Origin of the sequence: Pseudomonas sp. KD5 (assembly GCF_012932895.1) — a bacterium.
In the GTDB taxonomy this organism is placed as follows: Bacteria; Pseudomonadota; Gammaproteobacteria; order Pseudomonadales; family Pseudomonadaceae; genus Aquipseudomonas.
Window position 1 is genome coordinate 508,278 of record NZ_JDWJ01000002.1, and the last position, 25,530, is coordinate 533,807.

At 59.2% G+C, this 25,530-nt stretch carries 25 protein-coding genes; 17 read left to right on the forward strand and 8 right to left on the reverse strand.

Going from position 1 to position 25,530, the window contains the following annotated elements; translation table 11 throughout:
* The first annotated feature begins 145 nt into the window (after window positions 1-145).
* Window positions 146-1,339: an MFS transporter gene (locus AF70_RS05960; RefSeq protein ID WP_028940521.1), complete on the forward strand. Its 1,194-nt coding sequence runs from the start codon at window positions 146-148 to the stop codon at window positions 1,337-1,339.
* 1 nt (window position 1,340) lies between these two features.
* Here the strand turns inward: AF70_RS05960 and AF70_RS05965 are convergent, their stop codons facing one another.
* Window positions 1,341-2,378 carry a dienelactone hydrolase gene (locus tag AF70_RS05965; protein ID WP_019579088.1) on the reverse strand — a complete coding sequence of 346 codons (1,038 nt, stop codon included), beginning with the start codon at window positions 2,376-2,378 and terminating at the stop codon, window positions 1,341-1,343.
* A 170-nt stretch (window positions 2,379-2,548) separates the two neighbouring features.
* Entirely contained in the window at window positions 2,549-3,160 is a 612-nt protein-coding gene (locus AF70_RS05970) for an FMN-dependent NADH-azoreductase (protein WP_019579089.1), read from the reverse strand.
* Between the two features lie 130 nt (window positions 3,161-3,290).
* On the opposite strand from AF70_RS05970, the gene AF70_RS05975 reads away from it, so the two are divergent.
* Both AF70_RS05975 and AF70_RS05980 read left to right on the forward strand, forming a co-directional pair.
* Complete coding sequence (locus AF70_RS05975) at window positions 3,291-4,199, forward strand: LysR substrate-binding domain-containing protein (RefSeq protein WP_028940520.1); 909 nt, start codon at window positions 3,291-3,293, stop codon at window positions 4,197-4,199.
* Entirely contained in the window at window positions 4,196-4,555 is a 360-nt protein-coding gene (locus tag AF70_RS05980) for an MmcQ/YjbR family DNA-binding protein (RefSeq protein WP_028940519.1), read from the forward strand. Before AF70_RS05975 ends, AF70_RS05980 begins: the two co-directional genes overlap by 4 nt.
* Window positions 4,556-4,562: 7 nt before the next feature.
* Here AF70_RS05980 and AF70_RS05985 read toward each other — a convergent pair whose 3' ends face one another.
* A complete protein-coding gene (locus AF70_RS05985) occupies window positions 4,563-4,991 on the reverse strand; it encodes a DUF1294 domain-containing protein (RefSeq protein ID WP_019579206.1) in 429 nt (142 codons plus the stop codon).
* A complete protein-coding gene (locus AF70_RS05990) occupies window positions 4,988-5,818 on the reverse strand; it encodes an undecaprenyl-diphosphate phosphatase (RefSeq protein ID WP_019579207.1) in 831 nt (276 codons plus the stop codon). Before AF70_RS05990 ends, AF70_RS05985 begins: the two co-directional genes overlap by 4 nt.
* Window positions 5,819-6,113: 295 nt before the next feature.
* Here AF70_RS05990 and AF70_RS05995 point away from each other — a divergent pair, with 295 nt between their 5' ends.
* The 9 genes from AF70_RS05995 to AF70_RS06035 all read left to right on the forward strand — a co-directional run bounded on the left by AF70_RS05995 (window position 6,114) and on the right by AF70_RS06035 (window position 14,383).
* Window positions 6,114-7,748, forward strand: coding sequence for a methyl-accepting chemotaxis protein (locus AF70_RS05995; RefSeq protein ID WP_028940518.1), 1,635 nt, complete (start codon window positions 6,114-6,116; stop codon window positions 7,746-7,748).
* Between the two features lie 239 nt (window positions 7,749-7,987).
* A complete protein-coding gene (gene pnuC / locus AF70_RS06000) occupies window positions 7,988-8,551 on the forward strand; it encodes a nicotinamide riboside transporter PnuC (protein ID WP_028940517.1) in 564 nt (187 codons plus the stop codon).
* The gene (locus tag AF70_RS06005; protein WP_028940516.1) at window positions 8,548-9,072 is read left to right on the forward strand and encodes an AAA family ATPase; all 525 of its coding nucleotides are present in this window, start codon (window positions 8,548-8,550) and stop codon (window positions 9,070-9,072) included. The genes pnuC and AF70_RS06005 overlap by 4 nt, the downstream gene beginning before the upstream one ends.
* Before the next feature lie 363 nt (window positions 9,073-9,435).
* Window positions 9,436-9,888 carry a hypothetical protein gene (locus AF70_RS06010; RefSeq protein ID WP_028940515.1) on the forward strand — a complete coding sequence of 151 codons (453 nt, stop codon included), beginning with the start codon at window positions 9,436-9,438 and terminating at the stop codon, window positions 9,886-9,888.
* A 1-nt stretch (window position 9,889) separates the two neighbouring features.
* Window positions 9,890-10,480: a hypothetical protein gene (locus AF70_RS06015; protein WP_019579212.1), complete on the forward strand. Its 591-nt coding sequence runs from the start codon at window positions 9,890-9,892 to the stop codon at window positions 10,478-10,480.
* 64 nt (window positions 10,481-10,544) lie between these two features.
* The gene (locus tag AF70_RS06020; RefSeq protein ID WP_028940514.1) at window positions 10,545-11,492 is read left to right on the forward strand and encodes a hypothetical protein; all 948 of its coding nucleotides are present in this window, start codon (window positions 10,545-10,547) and stop codon (window positions 11,490-11,492) included.
* Between the two features lie 67 nt (window positions 11,493-11,559).
* Complete coding sequence (locus tag AF70_RS06025; RefSeq protein ID WP_019579214.1) at window positions 11,560-12,240, forward strand: C39 family peptidase; 681 nt, start codon at window positions 11,560-11,562, stop codon at window positions 12,238-12,240.
* Between the two features lie 45 nt (window positions 12,241-12,285).
* Entirely contained in the window at window positions 12,286-13,032 is a 747-nt protein-coding gene (locus tag AF70_RS06030) for a hypothetical protein (RefSeq protein ID WP_028940513.1), read from the forward strand.
* A 46-nt stretch (window positions 13,033-13,078) separates the two neighbouring features.
* The gene (locus tag AF70_RS06035; protein ID WP_028940512.1) at window positions 13,079-14,383 is read left to right on the forward strand and encodes a hypothetical protein; all 1,305 of its coding nucleotides are present in this window, start codon (window positions 13,079-13,081) and stop codon (window positions 14,381-14,383) included.
* A gap of 67 nt (window positions 14,384-14,450) precedes the next feature.
* Here the strand turns inward: AF70_RS06035 and AF70_RS06040 are convergent, their stop codons facing one another.
* The gene (locus AF70_RS06040; protein WP_019579217.1) at window positions 14,451-15,776 is read right to left on the reverse strand and encodes a sigma-54 dependent transcriptional regulator; all 1,326 of its coding nucleotides are present in this window, start codon (window positions 15,774-15,776) and stop codon (window positions 14,451-14,453) included.
* Between the two features lie 343 nt (window positions 15,777-16,119).
* On the opposite strand from AF70_RS06040, the gene AF70_RS06045 reads away from it, so the two are divergent.
* The 3 genes from AF70_RS06045 (at window position 16,120) to nhaB (ending at window position 19,529) form a co-directional block, all read left to right on the forward strand.
* The gene (locus AF70_RS06045; protein ID WP_018926082.1) at window positions 16,120-16,386 is read left to right on the forward strand and encodes a hypothetical protein; all 267 of its coding nucleotides are present in this window, start codon (window positions 16,120-16,122) and stop codon (window positions 16,384-16,386) included.
* A 283-nt stretch (window positions 16,387-16,669) separates the two neighbouring features.
* Window positions 16,670-17,959: a hypothetical protein gene (locus AF70_RS06050; RefSeq protein ID WP_028940511.1), complete on the forward strand. Its 1,290-nt coding sequence runs from the start codon at window positions 16,670-16,672 to the stop codon at window positions 17,957-17,959.
* A 67-nt stretch (window positions 17,960-18,026) separates the two neighbouring features.
* Entirely contained in the window at window positions 18,027-19,529 is a 1,503-nt protein-coding gene (nhaB, locus tag AF70_RS06055) for a sodium/proton antiporter NhaB (RefSeq protein WP_028940510.1), read from the forward strand.
* Between the two features lie 96 nt (window positions 19,530-19,625).
* Here nhaB and AF70_RS06060 read toward each other — a convergent pair whose 3' ends face one another.
* From AF70_RS06060 to gnd, 3 genes are read right to left on the reverse strand one after another with little or no spacing between them, the layout of a single operon-like run.
* On the reverse strand, window positions 19,626-20,450 hold the full coding sequence (locus AF70_RS06060) for a Cof-type HAD-IIB family hydrolase (RefSeq protein ID WP_028940509.1): 825 nt from the start codon (window positions 20,448-20,450) through the stop codon (window positions 19,626-19,628).
* Entirely contained in the window at window positions 20,447-21,970 is a 1,524-nt protein-coding gene (gene zwf, locus AF70_RS06065; RefSeq protein WP_028940508.1) for a glucose-6-phosphate dehydrogenase, read from the reverse strand. Before zwf ends, AF70_RS06060 begins: the two co-directional genes overlap by 4 nt.
* On the reverse strand, window positions 21,967-22,947 hold the full coding sequence (gene gnd / locus AF70_RS06070) for a phosphogluconate dehydrogenase (NAD(+)-dependent, decarboxylating) (protein WP_028940507.1): 981 nt from the start codon (window positions 22,945-22,947) through the stop codon (window positions 21,967-21,969). The genes zwf and gnd overlap by 4 nt, the downstream gene beginning before the upstream one ends.
* A gap of 272 nt (window positions 22,948-23,219) precedes the next feature.
* Here gnd and AF70_RS06075 point away from each other — a divergent pair, with 272 nt between their 5' ends.
* Window positions 23,220-23,402 (forward strand): DUF6026 family protein, encoded by a 183-nt coding sequence (locus AF70_RS06075; RefSeq protein ID WP_019579222.1) that lies wholly within the window; start codon window positions 23,220-23,222, stop codon window positions 23,400-23,402.
* 192 nt (window positions 23,403-23,594) lie between these two features.
* The gene (locus AF70_RS06080; RefSeq protein WP_019579223.1) at window positions 23,595-25,340 is read left to right on the forward strand and encodes a phosphoethanolamine transferase CptA; all 1,746 of its coding nucleotides are present in this window, start codon (window positions 23,595-23,597) and stop codon (window positions 25,338-25,340) included.
* Window positions 25,341-25,530 lie beyond the last annotated feature (190 nt).

Here is a 25,530-nt window from a genome sequence, read left to right on the forward strand (position 1 = left end):
AGCCCCGTCCTGGTGACGGGGCTTTTTGCATTTCAGATTGATCCACTTACTGCCGATCTGTCATCCACATCGTTAGCCTGCTTTCTTTTATTTCACGCCCGCGCCATGATGCAGTTCTCCTACCGCCGCCCGCGAACGAGCTCTCATGTCTGTGCAGCAACTGCCCCCGCAAAGCTCCATGGCGATCACCCTGCAGATCGTTTCCATCGTTTTCTATAGCTTTATTGCCTTCCTCTGCATCGGCCTGCCGATTGCCGTGTTGCCGGGGTATGTGCATGAACAGTTGGGGTTCAGCGCCATCGTTGCGGGGCTGACCATCGGTTCGCAATACCTGGCCACCCTGCTCAGCCGTCCGATGGCCGGGCGCTTGTCAGACAGCGTCGGCACCAAACGGGCGATTGTTTACGGGTTTTCGGGGATTGTGTTGAGCGGCGTACTGACGCTGATATCGACCCTGCTGCAAAGTTTCCCTTTGTTGAGCCTGATCATCCTGATCGCCGGCCGGTTGTTGCTGGGGATTGCCCAAGGGTTGATCGCGGTCGGCACCGTCAGTTGGTGCTTGGGCAAAGTCGGTGCCGAACACGCAGCGCAGTCGATTTCCTGGAATGGGATTGCCTCGTATGGCGCCATCGCCATCGGCGCACCGTTGGGCGTGGTGATGGTGGCTGAATTGGGCTTCGCCAGCCTCGGGATCGTGCTGTCGTTACTGGCCCTGTTGGCACTGCTGTTGATCCGCAACAAACCCTCGGTGCCAGTGATTCGCGGCGAGCGGCTGCCGTTTTGGGCGGTATTCGGGCGCATTGCCCCTTTCGGCGCGAGCCTGAGCCTGGCGTCTATCGGCTACGGCACGCTCACCACTTTTATTACCCTGTATTACGCCAGTCGTAGCTGGACGGGTGCGGCTTACTGCCTGACGGTGTTTGGGGTGTGTTTTATTCTGTCGCGGCTGTTGTTCATTTCCAGCATCAGCCGTTTCGGCGGCTTCACCTCGGCCATTGCCTGCATGAGCATTGAAACCTTGGGGCTGATCCTGTTGTGGCTGGCGCCCTCGACCGTTTACGCCTTGATCGGCGCAGGCTTGACCGGGTTCGGTCTGTCGCTGGTCTATCCGGCGCTGGGGGTGGAAGCGATCAAGCAGGTGCCCAATTCCAGTCGCGGGGCGGGTTTGAGTGCTTATGCGGTGTTTTTCGATCTGGCACTGGCGATTGCCGGGCCGCTGATGGGTGCGGTGGCATTGAACCTGGGATATTCGTGGATTTTCTTTAGTGCGGCGTTGTTGTCCGTGACTGGACTCGGTTTGACCTTGTTACTGAAACACCGCGCCATCGGCCAGGATTGATTTATTGATCCGCGGTTTGCATGCCGGCCCGGCTTGGTTTGCCCAGGGCATGGGAGAAGAAACGGCCGGCTTCAGAGATCAGGTTGCGGTGAATGTCCTTGCGGTCGACGCCGTCGGCGTCGGTGCACAGCGCCGGCATGGTGGCGATTTGTTCTTCGTTGCACGGTGCCAGGAACACGAAGTGCCCTGCCCCGGCCAGCAATTTGAAATCCGGTGCAGTCGGCAGTTTGCGCGCCAGCGCTGCGGCGTTTTTGTCGAACGCCACCAGCTTGTCGCCATCGCCGCTGTATAGAAGCACCGGCACATGCACATCGGCCAGGGTATGACGGCCGAACTTCAGGCTCAGTGGCGCCATCAGCAACAAGGCATGCACTCGCGGGTCTGGCACTGGCTGCAAGTCATCGCGGTCGACGATCAATTCACCTTGCGTGTTGCAGGCATCATGATCGTCCGGGCGCTCATGGCAATAACGGCGCAGACGGTCCAGGTCCGGAGTGGCGCCGGACAAGATCAACGCGGTCTCACCGCCCGCCGAATAGCCGATCACCCCAACCTGATCGGCATTGACGAAGGGCGCAAGCATACGGTCGCCCAGGGTCGCGGTAATGGCTTCGGAAATCTGGATCGGCCGCCCGTAAAGATTGCTCAAGGTGCCGAGGCGGCTGTGGTCTTTGGAGTTGTCGCCGGGATGGATCACCGCCACCACCACAAACCCCTTGCGTGCCAGCGAGGTGGCCAGATCGTGCAGCGCCAGCGGGGTTCCGGTGTTGCCATGGGACAGCATCAGCATCGGGAAGCGTCCGATAGCGACTTTGGTGTCTTCACCGGCTTCGACCGTGTAACCCTCGAGCTTGCTGGAGTGCTCCCTCTCACTGGACGGATAAAAGGCGATGGCGCGCATCGGCTGCAAGTCCAGCGGGTCGAGGAATGTCATCTCATGGAAACCGACGCTCCAGTGAGGAAACAGCACAGGCGCGGCGTGCACTGAATTCAGGCTGCCGAACAGGCAAATCAGTAATGTTGCACAAAGACGCACCATGGGATGCCCCACCTTATTACCTGACCGCAGATATTAACCCTCGACTGCATAACCTGGGCCAGAAACTGATCGCCGCCAGAAACAAAAAACTCTGTACCTGGCCATCACGATGACCAGAATACAGAGTTTCAGGGGTATTGCCTGCGTCGTTTGACGTCTTTACGCAAGCCTTACGCGGCGGCGAACAATTGTTCGCTGATTTGCGCCTGAGCGTCGCTCATGGCTTTGTTGCGTACTTCATCACCGTAGGCCAGGCCATGGGCGCGGACGAACTCGATGTCGGTGATACCGAGGAAGCCGAACATCACCTTCAAGTACTCTTCGTGAGCAGTGCCGGTCGGTTGGCCAGCGTGCAAACCGCCAGCCGTCGAAACGATCACCACTTTCTTGCCGCCGCACAGGCCTTCAGGGCCGGCTTCGGTGTAGCGGAAAGTCTGGCCGGCTACGGCGATGCGGTCGATCCAGGCCTTGAGTTGGGTCGGGATGGTGAAGTTGTACATCGGCGCTGCAATCACGACGGCATCGGCGGCGAGGAATTCGGCCAGGGCCTGCGCACCCAAATCGGCTTCATGCTGTTGCGCGGCATTGCGTAGCTCAGCGGCGGTGCCAGCGGCGACCAGCGTGGCGGCGGAAAAATGGCTGATGGCATCGGCGGCCAGGTCGCGGTAAGTCACCACAACGCCAGGCTCGGCGGCTTGCCAGGCTTTGACGACTTCACCGCTCAACTGACGGGAAGCCGAGTTGTCACCCAGAATGCTCGAATCGATATGCAGTAATTTCATGTGGGATCTCCAAGGTGAGGATCGCCACCCGGCGATCTGATGGAGACAATCCTACCGACGAAACCAATAGCTGATTAGATGGCAATAATGCGATAGTTCGTCCCACCGATAGAACAGTTGGATTTAAAGCATGCAAGATCTCAACGACCTCTACTACTTCGCCAAGGTGGTCGACGCCGGCGGCTTCGCGGCGGCCGGGCGTTTGCTCGGGATTCCCAAGTCCCGGCTGTCACGACGCATCGCCGAACTGGAAGAACGCCTTGGCGCGCGCCTGCTGCAACGCACCACCCGCCAACTCAACCTGACCGCCGTGGGCGAGCGCTACTTGCGGCACTGTCAGGCGATGCTGCTGGAGGCCGAGATGGCCGACGAAGCAGTGGCCAGCATGTCCAGCGAACCGCGCGGCAGACTGCGGGTTTCCTGCCCGGTGGGGTTGGCCCACGACATGTTCCCGTCGGTGATCAGCAAGTTCCTGGAGAAATTCCCGCAGGTTCAGCTGGAGATGCTGCTGCTCAATCGCCGGGTTGACCTGGTGACCGAAGGCGTCGATGTCGCCTTGAGAGTGCGGGAACTGGGAGATGAAGACCCACTGCTGGTCACCCGCCGCTTACGTCAGGCGCAGACTGTCATGGTCGCCAGCCCGGCGTTTCTTCGCGAGCGGCAGATCAAGACCCCGGACGACTTGAAAAACGTGCCGATATTGGGCGCACTGGAAGCCGATCGGCTGGTGCATCTGCGGATGCTCGACCAGCAGGGCAAGGCCTGTGAAATGACATTCGAAGCCCGATTGGGCATCGACGATTTTCTCGTGCGCAAGGCGTGTACCCTGTCCGGGCTGGGTTTCACCGTGTTGCCGATGATGTACTGCGAGCAGGAACTGGAAAGCGGCTCGCTGGTGCAATTGCTGCCCGACTGGTCATTGCCGGGCGGCTGGCTGCAAGCGGTCTACCCTCATCGGCGCGGGGTAATGCCGGCAGTACGCGCCTGGATCGACCATTTGATCGAATCATTCAATGCCTGTGGGGACCGACTGTTATGAAGGCAAGACCAATGAGCGAAGAGGATGTCGCGCAATTCTGCCTGGCGCTGCCCGGCGCGCGGGAGGATTACAAGTGGGGTGGCGTGAGGGTGTTTTCGATTGCCGGGAGCAAGATGTTCGCCTTGCAGAACCTGCGGGGCCAGTCCCTGGCTTTCAAGGTCGACAAGGACCTGTTCCTCGGTCATTGCGACCGACCGGGTATACACCCGGCGCCATATCTGGCCCGGGCGCAGTGGATCATTATGGACACGCCCTACCCGCTGGGCACCGAGGAGCTGCAAGGCTTGCTGCAACGCTCCCACCAACTGGTGGTGAGCAAGTTGCCCAAACGCACACAGGTTGGCTTGCTGCTTTAAAACAGCTTTAGAACAGCGCGAACAGCTGGGCACCCAAAAACAACTGGTCGATCCAGAACACCTGATGCATCAGCACGATGAGCCAGAACACCAGTTGAAACGAAACCTTGCGGGTCTTGTGCCGAAACACTTGCTGGGCCAGCAAGGCACCCGGCCAACCGCCCGCCAGTTCCACTGCGTGCAAGACGTTCTCCGGCGTACGCCAGCTGTCGGCGCGGGCCTTGTACTTGTCGCCCCAGTACAGGAAAAACGCCAGCACGCTGACGACGCCATAGGCGGCCAGGGGAATCACCGACACCCCGCGCAGCCACAGCGACACCGAGCCAAACAACGGCACTGCGCACAGCGCAACGAACACCAGCAATTTCAACCGCAGGTTTTGAATCGCTCCCCCGGACTTGCGCCCGGGGTTGTTGCGTGCGGTGGCGTCGCTCATGGCTTGGCCGCGGTCCAGTCGACCCAACCGAACTGCCAGGTCGCCAGGATCACCAGGCCGAACACGATGCGGTACCAGGCGAACGCCGCGTAGCTGTGGCTAGCGATGAACTTGAGCAGCCCCCGGACGGCGATCATTGCAAAGATAAACGCGGTGACGAAGCCGATGGCGAACACCGGGAAATCAGCCGGTACAAACAGGTGGCGGTATTTATAGCCCGAGTACACTGCCGCGCCGACCATGGTTGGCATGGCGAGGAAAAACGAAAACTCAGTAGCCGTCTTGCGCGACAACCCGAACAGCAAACCGCCGATGATCGTCGAACCGGAACGTGAGGTCCCCGGGATCATCGCCAGGCACTGGGCGAAGCCGACTTTCAGGGCTTCTTTCCAGGTGATGTCATCGACGCTTTCGGCATGCACGACATGCTGCCGGCGCTCAGCCCACAACATGATGATCCCGCCCACGACCAATGCGCTGGCCACGGTGATCGGGTTGAACAGGTACTTGTGGATCAGGTCGGCAAAAATCACCCCTAATACCACCGCCGGCAGGAAGGCGATCAACAGGTTCGCGGTAAAGCGTCGAGCGCTGGGCTGCGTCGGCAAACCGATGATCACGTCGAGGATCTTGCGACGGAACTCCCAGACCACCGCCAGGATCGCGCCGAGCTGAATGATGATGTTGAAGGCCATCGCTCGTTCACCGCCGAAATTGAGCAAGTCCGCCACAATGATCTGGTGCCCGGTACTGGAAATGGGCAAGAACTCGGTCAGCCCTTCTATAACGCCTAAAATCAATGCCTGAAAGGCTGTCCAAAGATCCATCGTTCCCCCAAGAAGCCATGCCCCCAGGCATGCCCCGTTAATAATTTGTAGAGCGTTATTCGCGATCAGCGTGCGCTGAAACCCCGCGCGCACAAGATCCACACAAAACCGTAAAAATTCCGTGAAAAATCGACTTGGACTCAGGTTTTTCCGCGCGGGGCCGAAATCCTATCAGACAAGCCTCATTTGCGCTGCCGTGTAATAGGACCTGAGTCGTATAGGCTCCGATCGGCACAGTGTGGTTGGATGCTGGCGATCGTTTATGACAAGAACAAGAAAACGGAGTAACAGCGTTATGAACAGCTTGCGCAGTGTGTCGATCAGCCGACGCTTGTGGCTTATCTTGATCGTGGCCGTGGTGATGCTGTTGACGTTGGGCGCGTTGATGCTCAAACAGATCCACGACGACCTTTATCAGGCCAAGGCCCAGAAGACCCAGCATGTGGTGCAGACCGCCAGTGGCATCCTGACCTACTACCACGGCCTGGAAACCGCCGGCACCCTCACCCGCGCCGCCGCGCAACAGCAGGCACTGACCGCCGTGCGTGGTTTGCGCTACGACCAGAATGACTATTTCTGGATCAACGACCTGACGCCGGTCATGGTCATGCACCCGACCAATCCAAAACTTGAAGGCCAGAACCTCTCGACGATCCGCGACCCGGACGGTTTTGCACTGTTCAACGAAATGGCCGCCATCGCCAAGGCCAAGGGCGCCGGCATGGTCAACTACCGCTGGCCGAAACCGGGCGCCAGTGCGCCGGTGGAAAAAACCTCCTACGTCAAACTGTTCGAGCCCTGGGGTTGGGTGATCGGCTCGGGCGTGTACATCGACGACATGCAGGCCGAGTTTAATGCGCAGGTCTGGAAGGCGTCTTTCGTCGGCCTGGTGATTGCCCTGATCATGGCGCTGCTGGTGATCATGATTGCCCGCAGCATCGTGCGCCCGTTGCAGGAAACCGTGAATGCCATGGCCAATATCGCCAGCGGTGAAAGCGACCTGACCCGCAGCCTCGATACCCACGGTCAGGACGAAGTCACGCAACTGGCCCGGCACTTCAATGCCTTTACCGCCAAGCTGCGCCTGGTGATCAGTCAATTGCAAGTGTCCGCCGGCGCGCTGGGCCAGTCTTCCAGCGAACTGGGCAACGACGCCGTGCAAGCCCAGCAACGCAGCCAGCAGCAGTCCCAGCAAATGGAACTGGTGGCGACCGCGATCAACGAAGTGACCTACGGCGTGCAGGATGTGGCGAAAAACGCCGAACACGCGGCCAGTGAAATGCGCGATGCCGAATCTCAGGCGCAGCAGGGACAGATCAATATTGATGGCAGCCTGCAGCAGATCGACAAGCTGTCTTCGACCATCGATCAAGCGGTAGAAGTGATTCGTACGCTGGCCGGCGAAAGCACGCAAATCGGCAGTGTCCTGGAAGTGATTCGCTCTATCGCCGAGCAAACCAACCTGCTGGCCCTCAACGCCGCCATCGAAGCCGCCCGGGCCGGTGAGCAAGGTCGAGGGTTTGCGGTGGTCGCCGATGAAGTGCGCCTGCTGGCCCAGCGCACCCAGAAGTCGACGGCAGAAATCCAGTCGATGATCGAACGCCTGCAAAGCCATTCCGAGGCGGCGGTCAAGGTGATTGGCGACAGCAGCCGCGCCTCGCAACTGACCATCGAGCAGGCCGGTCTGGCCGGTGCCAGCCTGAATGCCATCGGCCAGGCCTTGCGCAACCTCAACGGCTTGAATGCCTCGATTGCCAGTGCAACCTTGCAGCAGGCGCATGTGGTGGAAGACATCAATCAGAACGTCACCCAGGCCGCCGGGTTGTCCCACAGCACGGCATTGGCGGCCGAGCAGTCGAGCGTGGCCAGTGTTCATCTCAAGGAATTGAGCGAACAGTTGAACGGGTTGCTCAAGCAGTTTCGGGTCTGATCACTTGTAGCAGCTGCCGCAGCCTGCGTTCGGCTGCGCAGCAGTCGTGAAATCAGGCGACGCCGGTTCCAGATAGACCGTGTGCGCAGAATTTACGACGGCTTCGTCCGAATGCGGCCCACACCGAACGTAGCCTCGCAGGCTCGGCAGCTGCTACACCGGACCGCGCAAGCCGGTTCTACTTGGCAGCGCCTGCCGCTACAATCCGCCCCCCTACTCGTCTTCACCAAGGATCCTCCATGTCCGGGCTTGAACTGTTTGCCGCCGCCCTCGGTGTGATTGCCGTCTGGCTGACGGTCAAGCAGAACCCCTGGTGCTGGCCGGTCGGTCTGGTCATGGTGCTGCTGTATAGCTGGATCTTTTTCGAGGTGAAGCTGTATTCGGACATGTTGCTGCAAGTGATCTACGCCGCGTTGCAGCTTTACGGCTGGAGGCAGTGGACTCGCGCGGGCGTGACGCATGACGGGCGGCATGTCAGCGTGCTCGATGGCAAATCCGTCGCGCTCGGTCTGGCCGTGGGCGCGGTCGGCAGCCTGCTGCTGGGGGCTGCGATGGCTCACTGGACCGACGCCGCCCAGCCCTGGCTCGACGCTGCCTTGACCGGTTTCAGCCTGGTAGCACAGTTATGGATGGCGCAAAAACGCCTGCAATGCTGGCCGCTGTGGATCGCGCTGGACGTCATCTTCGTCGGCCTGTTCATCTACAAAGAGCTGTACCTGACCGCCGCCCTCTATGGGGTTTTCGCCCTGCTGGCGGTGCAAGGCTGGCGGACGTGGCGCGCCGACCCGGCGTTGCGCACATGAAAGTGCTGGTGCTCACGGGCCCCGAATCGAGCGGCAAGAGCTGGCTCGCCACCGAGCTGCAACAGCAATTCGGCGGCGTTCTGGTGGGCGAATACGTGCGTTGGTTCATTGAACAGGAGGCACGGGACACCTGCCTCGCGGATATCCCCGAGATCGCCCGCGGCCAGTTGCAATGGGAAGATGATGCCCGCGCCCTTGCGCCACCGTTGCTGATTCTCGACACGCACTTGCTGAGCAACATGCTTTGGAGCCAGACCCTGTTTAGCGATTGCCCGGCCTGGCTCGAACAAGCGCTGCTGGCCCGGCATTACGACTTGCACTTGCTGTTGTCGCCTGAACTCGTCGACTGGACCGACGATGGTCAGCGCTGTCAGCCGCAGCTGGATCAACGCCGGGCTTTTTTCAACGCGACTCAGGCATGGCTGGAGCAGCATCGCCAACCTGTTCAAGTGATCCAGGGTGACTGGGCAGAACGCCGAGCCCAAGCGTTGCAGGCCGTCACTCTGCTGCTAGGTTTCTGAATTCGGCTTTAGCAGCTGCTACAGCCCCCCAGCATTTGTTGCGATATTTTTGCAAATGCGTCCGTTTGTGAAACATACCTTTACACTCGAACAGCCCGTTTCAGCGCTATTCATCATTGCGTCATGATCTGTGTTAACGCGCTGATACATCACAACGCAAGCTATGGATCCAGAGCGTTGCGCCTCCTTTTCCCCGTTATAGCCCCCCGCTTTTGTCTCAGGCCTGAAACAGCTCGATCAAGGATCCATTTCCCTTGATCGATAACCTATTGAATCAAAACAACAGTCAAAAAGCGGCACGACTTTCGCTCTCTCCTTCACAACGCTGATTAGGGCCAGCGCACAACAGAAGGAATCGCAGTCGTGGGGACTTTTCGTAAAGGCTTTACGCGCTTGATGCTGCTCGGATGTGCCACCGTCTCACTCCTCAGTTTTGACGTTCAGGCTGAAGGCAATGGCGTCATCGTACTCACCCGTGATGTACAGCCCCACACCGTCGGCAGGCCGCCGTTCCAGAAAGACCCCTACCCGACCACTGTCAACGCCAACCCTTCGGATCGTGTCACCTCGACACTCAACAGCACCGAACTGAGCGATGGTGAGTTCGCCAGCGTGGCCAGCGGTTCGTCCATCAGCAACAGCATCAACCAGAACGGCAATATACCCGGCAGCCTCAATGTCGTGACCAATCCCAATGGCATGCCCGGCATGAGCGCCGGTCACGGCGGCGGTAGCGGTGGCGCGATTTCGGGAACGATCAACCATGCCATGAGTTCCGGCCTCGCGCCGTTGGGCAGACTGGCGGGAGGTCAATGACATGAGCCGCTCCCTGATCCTTCTCGCCCTGGTCATCGGTGCCAGTGTGAGCCCAGGCGCCATGGCCGACTCCAGCGTTCCGGTGGTCAACACCGCCAACATCCTGGATTCCGGCGCCCGGTACAACGGCAACTTCAACGTCAACCAGGCCTCCGGCGATCAACAGCAACAGGCCAACACCCGCGCTATCGCCATCGGCACCGATGCCTCGGCGACCACTCGTGTCATCCAGAAACTCGACACGCCCGCCAACCCGTCGATGAACGCGACGACCACCATCGGCGGCAACTCTTTCAGTCAAGGCAACGGTGCACTGGGTGTCAACCAGGGCGCCGGGGCCAATAACCAGATGGCCAACGCAATGCGCATCAGCATCAGTGCTGCGCCGCAAAGCGTCGACGATAGCGCCCTTTCTCAACAGAACGTGGCGTTGTTACCAAGCTCAGGGGCAACTGACGCTTCAAAAGGCAGTCGCCAGGTCGTGACAAGCGACCAGGCCTTCACCGGCAGCCGAGGAGTGATTCAGGTGAACCAGAGTGCCGGGGTGGGGAACCGAATGGCTAACACCCTGAGCATACGGGTCGCTGACTGACCCGAACGCAGTGCGATTAGAAAGTAACCAACACTTAACCAACTAATAAGCACGGAGAAACACCATGAAACCCACAATGGCTCTCAAGCCTCTCGTCTTCGCCCTGGCAGCCGTCATGGCGATGGCTGCGCAAGCCAACGATAACGATCACGACGGTGGTCACGGCCACCATCATCACGGCCCCAAAGGCCCAACCTGGGAACAGCAACTGTCAATCGACTCCGCCGCCAGCGCCTATGTAGGGGATACACAGGACAGCAGCGGCAACTCGGTACTCAACCAAGGCACCAACAACACCGCCGAGGCTGACAACTCGCTCAACGGTTCCAACGGCAACATGGGCGCCAACGTCGCGGGTGGCGATGGCAACCAACAAGACAACGCCGCCGCGCTGGCTACCGCTGATGAAAGTTTCATCTTCGGTTCTGCCGAGGCAACCTCCACCGCGTATCAGTACAACACCAATAACTACGTCAAAAACCGCTCTACTCAAAATAACGCCACGCTCAACAATGCTGGCAACAACGGCTCCGGCAACATTGGCATCAACGTGACTGCCGGCAACTTCAACCAACAGAAAAACAACCTGGCGATTGCCGTGTCTGGCGGCCGGGTAGCAACAGCCTCGGCTGACGCTTACCAATCCACCACCGGCCTGGATGTCGACAACAAGGCTGACCGGACCCACGTCACCACCACCCTCACCGATACCACCACGTCCTCGGGCACCTTCAAGGCCAAAGGCACCGGGACGATCGACGACAGTGGCTGGGGTCACAGAGGCGATGACAAGTTCAAATTCAGCGCCGTGGGCACCTTCGATCTGGCTGGCGTCACCACCCATCAAGTGCTGACTCCAGACGGCTGGAAAAACCCTGTTGTGAACAACGCCTCCATGACCAACTCGATGAACAGCTTCTCCGGCAACGGCGGTGCCAACGTGTCGGCGGGTGTGGGCAACCAACAAAGCAACTCTCTGTCCATTGCTGCCGGCTGCAGAGCCTGCATGTAATCGCGATCGAAATGAAAGCCCCGGCAACGGGGCTTTCTTTCCACGGTTCACCAAAGGCGTATCGATCATGCGTACGACAGCATGTTTCGCCCTGCTGTGCCTGTGCGGCCTGACTCAGGCGGCACAGATGCCGGTGGCCGCCTTACCGGGCGGCATGCTGGTTTACAAGCAGGTGCAAAGCGTGCGTGAGCGCAAGTTCAGCGACATCGTCGAACAAAAAACCGACTTCAGCTGCGGCGCCGCCGCACTGGCCACGGTGCTACGCCAGGCTTACTGGCTCGATGTCGATGAGGAACACATCATCAAAGGCATGCTGGTCAATGCTGATCAGAACCTTGTCCGTACTCAAGGTTTCTCCATGCTGGACATGAAGCGCTACATCGAAGCAATCGGCATGCGCGCGCGTGGCTACCGGATACCGCCCGAGAAACTCGAAGCGGTGACCATTCCGGTGGTGGTGCTGATGGAAATTCGCGGCTACAAGCATTTCGTGGTGATGCAGCGGGCGGACAAGAACTGGGTCTATATCGGCGACCCGGTGCTTGGGCACAAACGCTATTCCCATGATGACTTTGTCAAAGGCTGGAACGGCATCGTCTTCGCTATCGTGGGTCCCGGGTACGACAAAACCAATGCATTGCGCAGCCCTCCGGAACCGCTGACGGCCAAGAACAAACTGGACACTTTCAACCCGGTCAAAGATGCCGAATTGATGGACTTTGGCTTCATTCAGAGCGACTTCTTCTAATCGCCCACTGATGATAGAGAGGGCCGGATGCCCCGGGAGCAGCAAATGAAAACCTCATACTGGCTGGCCGCCGCTTGCCTGGCAGCAAGCGCATCGGGCTATGCCAATGCAGGATTCAAACCCATCGAACTCAAGGACCATGAGCTCGCCGAGCTACGCGGTCGTTATGTCATGCCAGGGCGGATCATCAGCTTCGGCATTGTCATGAGCAGTACCTGGCGCAATGCCAGTGGGGACCTGATTGGCGCAACGACGTTGATGCAGATCCAGGCCTCTACCGTAAAGCCGCAGTTTTACGTGTCGACCATTAAAGAGTCCGGTAACGGCAGTACGCCGCCATCGGGCACCGGGAATGTAATCGGTGGCGCAGGACTGACCACCACCCAGGGAGTCACCCAAACTGTGCGCGCCGCTGGTGACGGCAATACCGCCTACAACAATGTCGCCATCAACGTCCAGGAGGCCAACCAGGCGCCGGCGCCGAGTCCCGTCCAAGGGCAGGTGCTGACGAGCGGGCAAACCATTACCGACAGCAATGCCGCCGGTAACGTCGCAGTGGCGGCCACCGGTGGTGGCGTGCAAATGGCGATCCAGGCCAACAACAACCAAGGCACGGCCATGCAACAGGCGGCTCAGGGGGGGCTGGTGCAGAACACCCGGCTTCTGGGCAACAGCAACAGGGTCAATAACCTGACGCAACTTAATGTGGTGCTTAACAACAACGGCCGAAATGCCGGAGCAGTCAACTGCAATTTGAATCAACTCAAGGCACTTCGCAGCCTGGGATATTGAACTACGCTGATGTTCGATCATCGGGCTTCATGGGGGACGGCTTATCATGTATCGGTCAGTACCACTGCGCGCGATTGTTTGTCTGAGTACTTTGTTCCCGTCGGCGCTGCTGCAAGCAGCGTCCGATGCGGACGTGGAGGCTTTGAAGCAACAACTCATGGAGCTCAAGCAACGATACGAAGTACAACAAAAGGCCTTGGCAGTACTCGAACAACGAGTCCGCCAAGTGGAGGAACAACCGGCGGCGGCACCGCCTAAACGTCTGGCCAAGTCGCCAGCCGACATGAAAGGCAACCCGCAAGTGGCCACCGGGACGGGAGCGGCTGCGGCTTCAGGAGGCGCCGCAGGCAGCGGCAGTTCCTATGGACAATCACTGGCCGATGACTCTCAACCGGCACAGAGTGTTTCCAACCTGTATGACGAGGCCAGCGGATTCTTCGGCGGCGGCAAGTTCAGCCTCGAAACCGGGCTGACCTATTCGCGTTACGACACCCGACAGCTGATCCTCAACGGCTTCCTCGCACTGGACTCGATCTTTCTGGGCAACATCAATCTGGACCGAATCAAGGCCGACACCTGGACGCTGGACCTCACCGGGCGCTACAACTTCGACAATCGCTGGCAATTCGACCTGAACGTACCGGTGGTGTACCGCGAATCAACGTATCAGTCCGGCGGTGCCAACAACGGTGCAGCGGGGGTGACCAGCGAAGAAACCGTCACCCGGGATCCGACGCTCGGCGATGTCAACTTCGGGATCGCCTACAAATTCATGGACGAATCGGTCAACACCCCGGATGCGGTGTTCACCTTCCGGGTCAAGGCACCGACCGGCAAGGACCCGTTCGGGATCAAGCTGCGCCAGAGCGACGCCAATACCAACCTGTTCGTGCCTGACACCTTGCCGACCGGCAACGGCGTCTGGTCGATCAGCCCCGGTATCTCGCTGGTCAAGACTTACGATCCGGCGGTTCTGTTCGGAAGCCTGTCCTATACCCACAACTTCGAAGAATCCTTCGACGACATCAGCGCCACCGTCAATCAGAAAGTCCCGGGCAAGGTGCGGATCGGGGACAGCTTCCAGATTGGCGCGGGGATCGCGTTTGCACTGAACGAAAAAATGAGTATGTCGTTCTCGATGTCTGACCTGGTGCAACGCAAAAGCAAGCTCAAGCAGGATGGCGGGGATTGGGAGTCTGTGGTGTCCAGTGACGCCAACGCCGGCTACTTCAACGTCGGCATGACCATCGCCGCCAGCGACAACCTGACCATCGTTCCCAACCTGTCCATCGGCATCACGGACGATGCGCCGGACTTTTCCTTCAGCCTGAAATTCCCGTACTACTTCTGATCGCTTCACCCCAATGGAAAAGGCCCGCTGCGATGGATGTCGCAGCGGGCCTTTTCGTTTACCCGCCCTAGCGGATCTGGTGCTTGTGCAGCAATCGGTAAAAAGTCGGCCGTGACACGCCCAGGACTCGGGCAGCAACACTCAGGTTGTCGCTGTGCCGGTTCAACACATCGCACAGCGCCTGGCGTTCGGCGCGGGTCTTGTAGTCTTCAAGGGTGCCCATCGGCGTGGCGAAGGCGTGTTGACTGAGCAGCCCCAGGTCTCGCGCCTCGATCTGCCGTCCTTCGGCCAATACCAGCCCACGACGTACCCGATTGGCCAGCTCGCGGACATTGCCCGGCCAGTCGTGCTTGCCCATGGCCACCAATGCATCTTCGCTGAAGCTGCGCGGACGACGGCCGGTTTCACTGCTGTAGAAATGGGAAAAGTGGTTGGCCAGCATCAATAGATCACCATGGCGCTCACGCAGCGGCACGGTGACCACTTGCAGGACGTTCAAACGGTAGTACAAATCTTCGCGAAAGCGTTTGTTCTCGATGGCCTCTTCAAGGTCGACGTGCGTCGCCGCCAATACCCGCACATCCACCGGAATAGGTTGATGGCCGCCAACCCGCTCGATGTGTTTTTCCTGCAGGAAGCGCAGCAGATTGGCTTGCAGCTCCAGGGGCAGATCGCCTATTTCATCGAGAAACAGGGTGCCGCCATGGGCCGCTTCTATCCGCCCGACCTTGCGCTGATGGGCGCCGGTAAAGGCCCCCTTCTCGTGACCAAACAATTCGGACTGGATCAAATGTTCGGGAATCGCGCCACAGTTGATCGCCACGAATGGCTTGCTGTGGCGCTGGGATTGTTGATGCAGGGTACGGGCGACCAATTCTTTACCGGTGCCGCTTTCGCCGCGGATCAGCACCGGCGATTCGGTGGGCGCCAGTTTGCTCAGCAATTTGCGCAGCTCGCGAATCGGTTTGCTGTCGCCGAGCAGTTCGTGTTCAGGCTGATCGATATGAACCGTGCCCTGCCCGCGCAGGCGCGCCATGCCGAACGCTCGGCCCAGAGTGACCTGAACCCTTGAAACATCGAACGGCAAGGTATGGAAGTCAAAAAACCATTCGCAGACGAAATCCCCGACATTCTGCATTCGCAGGACATCCTGATCGAGCACGGCGATCCACTCGGTACCGCTACGGGTGATCAGTTCCTTGACGGCTTCCGGACGTTCCAGATGAAATGGCTGCAAGCGCAGCAGGCCGACGTCGCAGGTTCGTTCCACGGCGTTTTCCAGGGTACAGCTGTCGACATCCCAACCCACAGCGCGTAAACCCGGCAGCAAACGGTGGCAGTCGTCGCAAGGATCCACTACTAAAAGACGTCGTAAAGCAGGCGCTTCGATCATGACTGTTCCTTGGCGCCAAATTTTAGGAAATATTATTAAAAACAGTCATTTGGCGGGCTTCGGTGTAACACTAGCAAAATATTGACGCGGGCTTGTATCGATTGCTTATAGGGACGTCGGCTTATTAGTTATAAAAAATCACTTAATGAGTTGCCTAACGAATTGAACCTTTCATTCAGCTTTCAGCAACTGCCTGAATCGCCGGCAAATCAAAGAAAGTTGAAATTTCTTTTGATTGTGTGTGACCCAACCCCCGGTTGCGGACATCAGTACAAGTAACCAGCCGAACGGTAAGCCCAACCGACGGCACATCACTTGATTGGGCACACAGAGAGAAGACCCCATGAACGCCCCGCTCCGTATCAACGAAGCTCTTTTGATTGCCGACCGCGCATTCCAACCCTTTCAATGCGTGGCCTGGGCCCCACAAGACGGTAATGGCGAGCTCAGCCTGGCCATCATTGATCGCACTAACACTCGCATCAGCAGCAAACAAATCCCCAGCAGTGCCTATTCCGATCCGCAGCAACTTGCACACTTGCTGGAACAAGCCCGCGCCGAGCTGAGCGAGGAAGGTTACACACTGCAATCGTGGTCCATGCCGCATTAATCTTTTTCGCGGATTACCGCCCGGTAATCCGCGCCCCTTCTTCTCCTTAGTTGACGGTTTTCTACGGTCCGCTGCATAACGCCATTTACATTTTCCAACTTCTAGCCGCCAGATTACTTGGCAGGCTTGTCAGTGGTTCGAGAAGACACTGTTCTGGCACAAAACGCCGCTCCTCCCGAGCGTAATGGCAGTTGCGCATCATCGCTTTCAGGGATTGAATGTTCTTCTCATGCAGTCAACCTCCGGACACCCGGACAAGGACGACTGGCAAGGAGATGCGTGCATGTCACTCCAGACTGCTTTTGCCATACAGGCAGCGGTGAAAGACGCCGGGCAACTCGATAGCCATTTCGCCGGCAGCGGCAAGACTCAAGTGTATTTCGCCGGCAGTACCTCCAGCAGGGTCAATGGTGTGGCGATTGACCACACCGGCCGAATTCTGGTGGCAGCCAAGGTCGGCACGCCAGGTGGCTGCCGCTTTGGCCTGGCACGCCTGCGTGAGGATGGTTCGGCGGATCTGGCCTTCGGCAAACAAGGCAGCATCATCGGGCAATTCGCCCACGGCTACGAGGCTATGGCAGGCACGGTGCGGGTGCTGGCCGACGGGACCATTCTGGTGGCCGGCCTGCACTACGAAAATGCTCATCGTACGCTGCCCGCCCTGGCGATGTTTGATCAACGGGGCTGTCCGATACAGGGTTTTGGTGAGCACGGCCGCTGCGTGGTGCGCCTGCCGGGGAAGCTTTCCGAAGGCGCTCGCGATGCCTGGTTACCACCCGGCGTGCCGGGTACCGAGGCCTGTGATATCTGCGTGCAGGACGATGGTCGAATCCTGCTGCTGGCCAATCATCACTTTGAATTGGCCGATCACGTCGGCATGCTGATTCGACTCAATGCCGACGGCTCGCTGGACAGCACCTTCAATGGTCGTGGCTTTGTCATGGTCCGGCACTTATTGATGAACACCTGGCTGAACAGTCTGATGGTGCAACATGACGGCCGAATCCTGGTGGGCGGATCGATCAACTTCCCCGAGGAAGGTTTGCTGGCGCGTTATCACGCCGATGGCCAGCTGGATGACGGCTTCGCCGTGGATGGCTTCATGACCTTCAAGGCCTGGGGTCAGAGTGCCCAGGTCTGCCAGATCGTCCAGCACGAAAATGGTGATTTGCATTGTTTTGGCAGCAGTCGCGACCCGATGCACTGCCTCGCCCTGAACGTTCACAGCAATGGCCGACCTGACATGCATTGCAATAGCGGCCAGCCACAACTGTTGGAAATCAGCCACAGCGGCTGCCAGTGGACCGCCGCCCAGATACAACCGGACGACTGTGTGCTGACGGTCGGAGCGACGGGCGGCGGGCTCGAGGGCGATTTCATTCTCGCCCGGTACTTACCCAATGGGGCGCTGGATCGCAGCTTCGCCAATGGCATGGGCTGGGTCCGCACACGCCTGAGTCGAGGCCCGGACACCGCCACTTCATTGGCCTTGCAGGCCGATGGTTGCATCGTCGTCGGCGGTTATTCACTGGATGGCAACTACCGCGCCGTCGTCGCCCGTTATCAACCCTAGTCTCCTGCACTTGATCTTCCCTTCCGCTTACGGCAAGTTGCGCGCTTCTTAATACAAGGAGTAGCCGATGTCCGGCTCAATGGCCCAGGCCTTCGCACACAATTTTCTTGGGCATTCACCCCGCTGGTACAAAGCAAGCATTATCGGATTCCTGATTCTCAACGCCCTGGTGTTGTGGACGATCGGCCCGGTGGCGGCCGGCTGGTTGTTGGTGCTGGAGTTCATCTTCACCCTGGCCATGGCGCTCAAGTGTTACCCGCTGATGCCCGGCGGGTTGCTGCTGATCGAAGCTCTGCTGCTGAAAATGACCACGCCCCAGGCGCTCTATGACGAACTGGTGCACAACTTCCCGGTGATCCTGCTGCTGATGTTCATGGTGGCGGGCATCTACTTCATGAAAGACCTGCTGCTGTTTCTGTTCTCGCGCCTGCTGCTGGGAGTTCGCTCCAAGGCGCTGCTGGCATTGATGTTCTGTTTCCTGTCAGCGTTTCTCTCGGCGTTTCTCGATGCATTGACCGTGACCGCGGTCATCATCAGCGCGGCCGTGGGGTTTTACTCGGTGTATCACCGCGTTGCCTCGGGCAACGATCCGCGTCAGGACAGTGAGTTCGGCGATGACCGGCAGTTACCGACATTGCACCATGCCGACCTCGAACAATTCCGCGCCTTCCTGCGCAGCCTGCTGATGCACGGCGCGGTCGGCACAGCGTTGGGTGGTGTTTGCACGCTGGTTGGCGAGCCGCAAAACCTGCTGATCGGCCATGAGATGGGCTGGCACTTTGCCGAGTTCTTTCTGAAGATCGCCCCGGTGTCGTTGCCGGTGCTGACAGCGGGCCTGGTGACCTGCGTACTGCTGGAGAAACTGCGCTGGTTCGGTTATGGCACGCTGCTGCCGGACAACGTGCGTGCGGTGCTGGCCAACTACGCCGCTGAAGACAACGCCGAGCGTACTTCGCGTCAGCGCGCTGCGCTGCTGGTTCAAGGGGCGGCGGCGCTGATTCTGATTGCCGGGCTGGCGTTTCACATCGCCGAAGTCGGCCTGATCGGTTTGATGGTGATCGTGCTGATCACCGCGTTCACCGGTATCACTGACGAACACCGCCTCGGCACCGCCTTCAAGGACGCCATGCCGTTCACCTCGCTGCTGGTGGTATTTTTCGCCGTGGTGGCGGTGATTCACGATCAGCAGCTGTTCGCGCCGCTGATCCAGTGGGTGTTAGCGCTGCCGGCGGATCAACAGCCGGGCATGCTGTTTATTGCCAACGGCTTGCTGTCGGCCATCAGCGACAACGTGTTTGTGGCGACCATTTACATCACCGAAGTGAAACAGGCATTCATCTCCGGCCACATGAGCCGCGAGCACTTTGAAACCCTGGCGATTGCGATCAATACCGGGACCAACCTGCCGAGCGTGGCGACGCCTAATGGTCAGGCGGCGTTCCTGTTCCTGCTGACCTCGGCGATTGCCCCGCTGATTCGTCTGTCGTACGGGCGGATGGTGTGGATGGCGCTGCCATACACCGTGGTGATGGGAGGGCTTGGCTGGTACGCCGTAAGCTATTGGCTTTGAGGTGGCAGGTCTGACGCCTTCGCGGGCAAGCCTCGCTCCTACGGAATGTGTAAAACCTGTAGAGCGAGGCTTGCCCGCGAAGAACGATAACGCGGTTCAGACTGAACTCAGGATGTATCGCTCGATCGCCTGGGCCGCGCCGTCTTCGGTATTGGCCCCGGTCACCACGTCGGCCTGACGCTTCACCGCCTCTTCCGCCTGCCCCATCGCAATCGACAGCCCGGCACGATGAAACATCGCCGGGTCATTGCCGCCGTCGCCCATGGCGGCAGTCTGTTCCAGCGACACCCCGAGAAACTCGGCCAGCGTCGCCAGTGCCGCGCCCTTGTTGGCCTGCACCGCCGTCACATCCAGATAGACCGGTTGCGAACGCGACACCTGCGCCTGCCCTTCGACCTTGGGCAGCAACCGCGCCTCCAGCTCGATCAACAGTTCGGTGTTATTGCTGGCAGCGACGATCTTGTCGATGCGTGCCAGGCAAGGCTCGAAACTCTCGACCACCACCGGCGGATAACCCAGGCCATGCTGCTCTCGCGGGACCATCGGGCCGCTTGAGTCCTTCAACAGCCAGTCGCCACCGCTGAACACCCAGACTTCAATGTCCGGCTGATCGGCAAACAGCGCCAACGCCGTCAGCGCTGCGGTTGCCGGTAGATAATGCGCCACCAGCAAACTGCCGTCCGGGTTGACGATCGTGCCACCATTGAACGCCGCCGTCGGCAGATCAATGCCCAGGGCTTCGATCTGCTGCAACATGGCTTTGGGCGGACGCCCGGTGGCCAGGCTGAACAGCACACCGGCTTCGCGCAAGGCACTGACCGCCTCGATCGTGCGTTGGCTGAGGCTGTGATCGGGCAACAACAACGTGCCGTCCATGTCGCTGAGCAGAAAACGGATGGGTTGTCGCGTGACGTCACTCATCCGACGCTATGCCACACGCGACCATCACGGGTCAGCAGCTCGTCAGCGGCCTGTGGCCCGTCTTCGCCGGCCGCATAGCGCTCCAGGGTTGCGTCCTGCTGCCAGGCGTCGAGAAACGGCTGCACGGCACGCCAGCCATTCTCGATGTTGTCGGCACGCTGGAACAGCGTCTGATCACCGGTCAGGCAATCGTAGATCAAGGTTTCGTAGCCGGTGGACGGCTGCATTTCAAAGTAATCCTTGTAGGCAAAACCCAGTTCGATATTGGCCATGTTCAACGCCGGTCCCGGCCGTTTGGCCAGTAGGTCGAACCACATGCCTTCGTTGGGCTGGATCTGGATCCGCAGGTAGGTCGGCTGCAATTCTTCGACCTCGGTGTCACGGAACTGCGCATACGGCGCCGGCTTGAAGCAAATGACGATCTCGGTGTCGCGCACGCTCATGCGCTTGCCGGTCCGCAGGTAGAACGGCACGCCGACCCAGCGCCAGTTGTCGATCATCACTTTGAGCGCGACATAGGTTTCGGTGGTGCTGTCGGGCGCGACGTTGGCTTCGTCACGATAACCGCGCAGCGAATTGCCATCGATTTCGCCGGCGGTGTATTGGCCACGCACTGAGTTGGCTCGCGCTTCCTCGGTCGACCAGGGGCGAATCGCGCCGATCACTTTGGCCTTCTCGCCGCGTACCGCATCGGCGCCAAACGCCGCTGGCGGTTCCATGGCGACCATCGCCAATAATTGGAACAGGTGATTAGGCACCATGTCCCGCAGGGCGCCGGTGACCTCATAAAAACTGCCACGGGTTTCCACGCCGACGGTTTCGGCGGCGGTGATTTGTACGTGGTCGATGTAATGGTTGTTCCAGAAGGCTTCGAACAGGCTGTTGGAGAACCGGCTGACCAGAATGTTCTGCACGGTTTCCTTGCCCAGATAGTGATCGATCCGGTAGATCTGCTTTTCCGTCATCACTTTGAGCAAGCACGCGTTCAAGGCTTCAGCGGTATACAGATCCGAGCCGAAAGGCTTTTCGATCACCACCCTTCTGAACGCTTCAGGGGCTTCTTGCAACAATCCGGCAGCCCCGAGACGCCGCACCACTTCGCTGAAAAAGCGCGGGGCGGTGGCCAGGTAGAAGATGGCGTTGCCGGTGCCGCTGGCGTCGATTTTCGCCGCCAGCGCGTCATAAGTGCGTTCATCCAGGAAATCGCCCTGGACGTAGCTGATGTGTTTGGCCAATTTGGCCCACAACGCCGGATCAAGGGCCTGATCGCCCTTGCCGACCTTGGCTGCCACTTCCGCCCGAATGAAATCTTCGAGTTTTTTGGCAAAGGCTTCGTCACTGATGGCGTTGTGATCAACGCCGACGATCCGCAGTCCATTCCCCAGCAAACCATCGCGACTCAGGTTGTACAGCGCCGGCATCAGCAGGCGCTTGACCAGATCACCATGGGCACCGAACAAAAACAGCGTGGTGGGCGGTGCGGGTTCTGCCTTGGATTTCCTGCGGATCACGTGGGTCATTTTTTCGCAGTCTCCACATGGCCGCCGAAGCCGAAGCGCTGGGCCGAGAGAATCTTGTCGCCAAAGTTGCCTTGCCCGCGCGAACGGTAGCGAGAGAACAGCGAGTTCGACAGCACCGGTACCGGCACCGCTTGTTCCATGGCGGCTTCGATGGTCCAGCGCCCTTCACCGCTGTCGGCCACTTCACCCGAGTAGCCGTCGAGTTTCGGATCGGACGCCAGCGCATCGGCGGTCAGGTCGAGCAGCCACGACGAGACCACGCTGCCACGACGCCAGACTTCGGCGATGTCGGCCACGTTCAGGTCGAAACGCTGATCTACCGGCAGGTTGGTGCTGGCTTTGGTCTTGAGGATGTCGAAGCCTTCGGCGAAGGCCTGCATCATTCCGTATTCGATGCCGTTATGGATCATCTTGACGAAGTGGCCGGCACCGGCGGGGCCTGCGTGGATGTAACCGCGCTCGGCGCGATCGTCATCGGACTTGCGATCCTTGGTGCGCGGAATGTCGCCCATACCCGGGGCCAGGGACTCGAATAACGGGTCAAGACGCTTAACCGTCTCGGCATCGCCGCCGATCATCATGCAGTAGCCTCGTTCCAGGCCCCAGACGCCGCCGGAGGTGCCGACGTCGATGTAATGCAGACCTTTTTCCGACAGGGTTTTGGCCCGACGGATATCGTCCTTATAGAAGGTGTTGCCGCCATCAATGATGGTATCGCCCGCTTCAAGCAGGGTGCTCAGGGTGTCGATGGTGTCTTCGGTCGGTGCGCCGGCGGGCAGCATGACCCACACCGCGCGCGGCTTGGCCAGGCCAGCGACCAGGGCTGGCAAATCGGCGACGCCGGTGGCGCCCTCTTCGGCCAGGGTGTCGACAAAAGCGGTATTGCGGTCGTAAACAACGGTGGTGTGCCCGTTGAGCATCAGGCGCCGCGCAATATTACCGCCCATGCGGCCCAGTCCAATAATCCCGAGTTGCATGTACTGATGCTCCCTACTACAAATAAAGTGTGTCTAAGGTTATAGCCCAACGCGACTAGTGAAGGTTAGTCCAGAGCGGTGGGATGAAGTTTCCGGGCATTGTGCCCGATCCAGACTGATAACGTCGGGAATCGTGCCGAAGACACAACGACCATGAAAAATAAAAAAGTTCCCTTCAGGGGCAAAAGAAATCAAAATTGGCGCCGATAGTAAGTGAGCACCCGATTTCGGGAGCCGACTTACAGTTGATACCGCCATTTGCGAGGTGAGCAATGGGCACCGTACACACAGCACTGCCAGCACAAACCCTTTACGTCACGATCCGTCGCGATGAACTGCGCCAGTTGAAAGACGAGCGCGATCAGTTGAAACGGGAAGTTGCGCAATTGCGCCTGCTGACCCAAGGCAATCAGGCTCAGCCCTTGCCCATCACCCAACGTGCTCCTCACGCCTGATCCCCTCGCTTGAGTCAGAAACAGTCACTGCTGTTTCTGACTCGCTGCAATCCTGTCCGCTGCGACATCTCACAAAGTTTTCACACTTGCTTGGCGATACTCCGGCCCTTGTGGCTGCTTGCTTTGCGAGCGGCATCCGTTCGTCTGTGACAAGGAGAGTGCCGACGGCCGATCATCAGGCTGGAGTGTTGAATGGCTTTGCTTAAACGCAGCAAAACGTCTGCGACTGGTTTTGATTGGGCAGGATTTCTCTGGTTATTTTTGTTCTTCTGGTATTTCTCCGGTATCACCCAACTGCTGATTCAACTGACGGGCACCTCCGGTTTTAGCGGGTTCCGCCAGGCCTTTGTGATGAGCGCCGTCTGGCTCGCGCCAATGCTGTTATTCCCCAAACAAACCCGTGTGATGTCCGCGCTGATCGGCGTGGTGCTGTGGGCCTGTTCGATGGCCAGCCTGGGTTATTTCTTCATCTATCAGCAGGAATTCTCCCAGAGCGTCATCTTCATCATGTTCGAATCGAACGTGTCTGAAGCCGGCGAGTACATGACACAGTATTTTGCCTGGTGGATGGTGCTGGCGTTCCTCGCCCACACCGCATTCGCGTATTTCCTTTGGACCCGCGTGCGTCCGGTGCACCTGCCACGCGCCCAGGCCCTGATTGCCGCGACGGCGATTGTGCTGGCCGTGATCGGTTACCCGCTGATCAAGCAGACCGCGCACACCGGCAGCCTTGCGGAAGGCTTCGAGAAATTCGAAACCCGCATCGAGCCCGCGGTGCCGTGGCAAATGGCCGTGGCCTATCACCGTTACCTCGGTACCCTGGCCGGCATGCAAGACATGCTCGACAGCACCAGCAAGATCCCGCCGCTGAAGAACTTCACCGACTCAATGGCCAATCAGCCGGCGACCCTGGTATTGGTGATCGGCGAGTCCACCAACCGTCAGCGCATGAGCCTGTACGGCTACCCGCGGGAAACCACTCCGGAACTGGATAAGCTCAAGGACCAACTGGCGGTTTTCGATAACGTCATTACCCCACGCCCCTACACCATTGAAGCGTTGCAGCAGGTGCTGACGTTCGCCGACGAAGAAAACCCGAACCTCTACCTGACGACGCCGTCATTGGTCAGCATGATGAAGCAGGCGGGTTACAAAACCTTCTGGATCACCAACCAGCAGACCATGACCAAGCGCAACACCATGCTCACGACCTTCTCCGAACAGGCCGACGAGCAGGCGTACCTGAACAACAACCGCAACCAGAACGCCGCCCAGTACGATGGCGATGTGATCGAGCCGTTCAACAAGGCGCTGGCCGATGCGGCGCCACGCAAGCTGATCGTCGTGCATTTGCTCGGCACGCATATGAGCTACCAGTACCGTTACCCGCCGACGTTCAACAAGTTCACCGACCGCAAAGGCGTGCCGGACGGTGTACGTGACGATCAGGTGCCGACGTACAACAGCTATGACAACGCGGTGTTGTACAACGACTTCGTGGTCTCGAGCCTGATCAAGGACTACGCCAAGACCGATCCGAACGGCTTCCTGCTGTACCTCTCCGACCACGGCGAAGACGTGTTCGACTCCGCGGGCCACAACACCCTGGGCCGCAACGAGAACAAGCCGACCGCGCCGATGTACACCATTCCATTCATGGCCTGGGCCTCGCCGAAATGGCGCGAAACCCATGACTGGAGTTTTGCCGCTGATCTGGGTCGGCCGTACAGCAGCTCCCAGCTGATTCACACCTGGGCGGATCTGGCCGGCCTGAGTTTCGATGAACTGGACCGCAGCAAAAGCCTGGTCAGCGACAGCTTCAAGCCTCGGCCATTGATGATCGGCAACCCTTACGAGCGTGAGCAGCGGCCGTTGATCGACTTCAGCCTGATAAAACCCAAGGTTGCGCCTGTCACTCCGACGGTCGTTAAGCAGTAGTTTTGGCGCGCCCCCTGTGGGTGCGGGCTTGTGTGGCAAAGAGGGCCTGCGTGGCGAGGGGTTTCTGTGGCGAGGGAGCTTGCTCCCGCTCGGCTGCGAAGCAGTCGTAAACCCTTTACATGCGGTTTAACTTTGAAATACCGGGGTCGTTGCGCGACCCAACGGGAGCAAGCTCCCTCGCCACACACTC

What these genes read in the sequence shown, in the direction of transcription:
- AF70_RS05960 (WP_028940521.1), top strand. Translation starts at nt 146, where the DNA reads ATGTCTGTGCAGCAACTGCCCCCGCAAAGCTCCATGGCGATCACCCTG.
- AF70_RS05965 (WP_019579088.1), bottom strand. Translation starts at nt 2,378, where the DNA reads ATGGTGCGTCTTTGTGCAACATTACTGATTTGCCTGTTCGGCAGCCTG.
- AF70_RS05970 (WP_019579089.1), bottom strand. Translation starts at nt 3,160, where the DNA reads ATGAAATTACTGCATATCGATTCGAGCATTCTGGGTGACAACTCGGCT.
- AF70_RS05975 (WP_028940520.1), top strand. Translation starts at nt 3,291, where the DNA reads ATGCAAGATCTCAACGACCTCTACTACTTCGCCAAGGTGGTCGACGCC.
- AF70_RS05980 (WP_028940519.1), top strand. Translation starts at nt 4,196, where the DNA reads ATGAAGGCAAGACCAATGAGCGAAGAGGATGTCGCGCAATTCTGCCTG.
- AF70_RS05985 (WP_019579206.1), bottom strand. Translation starts at nt 4,991, where the DNA reads ATGAGCGACGCCACCGCACGCAACAACCCCGGGCGCAAGTCCGGGGGA.
- AF70_RS05990 (WP_019579207.1), bottom strand. Translation starts at nt 5,818, where the DNA reads ATGGATCTTTGGACAGCCTTTCAGGCATTGATTTTAGGCGTTATAGAA.
- AF70_RS05995 (WP_028940518.1), top strand. Translation starts at nt 6,114, where the DNA reads ATGAACAGCTTGCGCAGTGTGTCGATCAGCCGACGCTTGTGGCTTATC.
- pnuC (WP_028940517.1), top strand. Translation starts at nt 7,988, where the DNA reads ATGTCCGGGCTTGAACTGTTTGCCGCCGCCCTCGGTGTGATTGCCGTC.
- AF70_RS06005 (WP_028940516.1), top strand. Translation starts at nt 8,548, where the DNA reads ATGAAAGTGCTGGTGCTCACGGGCCCCGAATCGAGCGGCAAGAGCTGG.
- AF70_RS06015 (WP_019579212.1), top strand. Translation starts at nt 9,890, where the DNA reads ATGAGCCGCTCCCTGATCCTTCTCGCCCTGGTCATCGGTGCCAGTGTG.
- AF70_RS06020 (WP_028940514.1), top strand. Translation starts at nt 10,545, where the DNA reads ATGAAACCCACAATGGCTCTCAAGCCTCTCGTCTTCGCCCTGGCAGCC.
- AF70_RS06025 (WP_019579214.1), top strand. Translation starts at nt 11,560, where the DNA reads ATGCGTACGACAGCATGTTTCGCCCTGCTGTGCCTGTGCGGCCTGACT.
- AF70_RS06030 (WP_028940513.1), top strand. Translation starts at nt 12,286, where the DNA reads ATGAAAACCTCATACTGGCTGGCCGCCGCTTGCCTGGCAGCAAGCGCA.
- AF70_RS06035 (WP_028940512.1), top strand. Translation starts at nt 13,079, where the DNA reads ATGTATCGGTCAGTACCACTGCGCGCGATTGTTTGTCTGAGTACTTTG.
- AF70_RS06040 (WP_019579217.1), bottom strand. Translation starts at nt 15,776, where the DNA reads ATGATCGAAGCGCCTGCTTTACGACGTCTTTTAGTAGTGGATCCTTGC.
- AF70_RS06045 (WP_018926082.1), top strand. Translation starts at nt 16,120, where the DNA reads ATGAACGCCCCGCTCCGTATCAACGAAGCTCTTTTGATTGCCGACCGC.
- AF70_RS06050 (WP_028940511.1), top strand. Translation starts at nt 16,670, where the DNA reads ATGTCACTCCAGACTGCTTTTGCCATACAGGCAGCGGTGAAAGACGCC.
- nhaB (WP_028940510.1), top strand. Translation starts at nt 18,027, where the DNA reads ATGTCCGGCTCAATGGCCCAGGCCTTCGCACACAATTTTCTTGGGCAT.
- AF70_RS06060 (WP_028940509.1), bottom strand. Translation starts at nt 20,450, where the DNA reads ATGAGTGACGTCACGCGACAACCCATCCGTTTTCTGCTCAGCGACATG.
- zwf (WP_028940508.1), bottom strand. Translation starts at nt 21,970, where the DNA reads ATGACCCACGTGATCCGCAGGAAATCCAAGGCAGAACCCGCACCGCCC.
- gnd (WP_028940507.1), bottom strand. Translation starts at nt 22,947, where the DNA reads ATGCAACTCGGGATTATTGGACTGGGCCGCATGGGCGGTAATATTGCG.
- AF70_RS06075 (WP_019579222.1), top strand. Translation starts at nt 23,220, where the DNA reads ATGGGCACCGTACACACAGCACTGCCAGCACAAACCCTTTACGTCACG.
- AF70_RS06080 (WP_019579223.1), top strand. Translation starts at nt 23,595, where the DNA reads ATGGCTTTGCTTAAACGCAGCAAAACGTCTGCGACTGGTTTTGATTGG.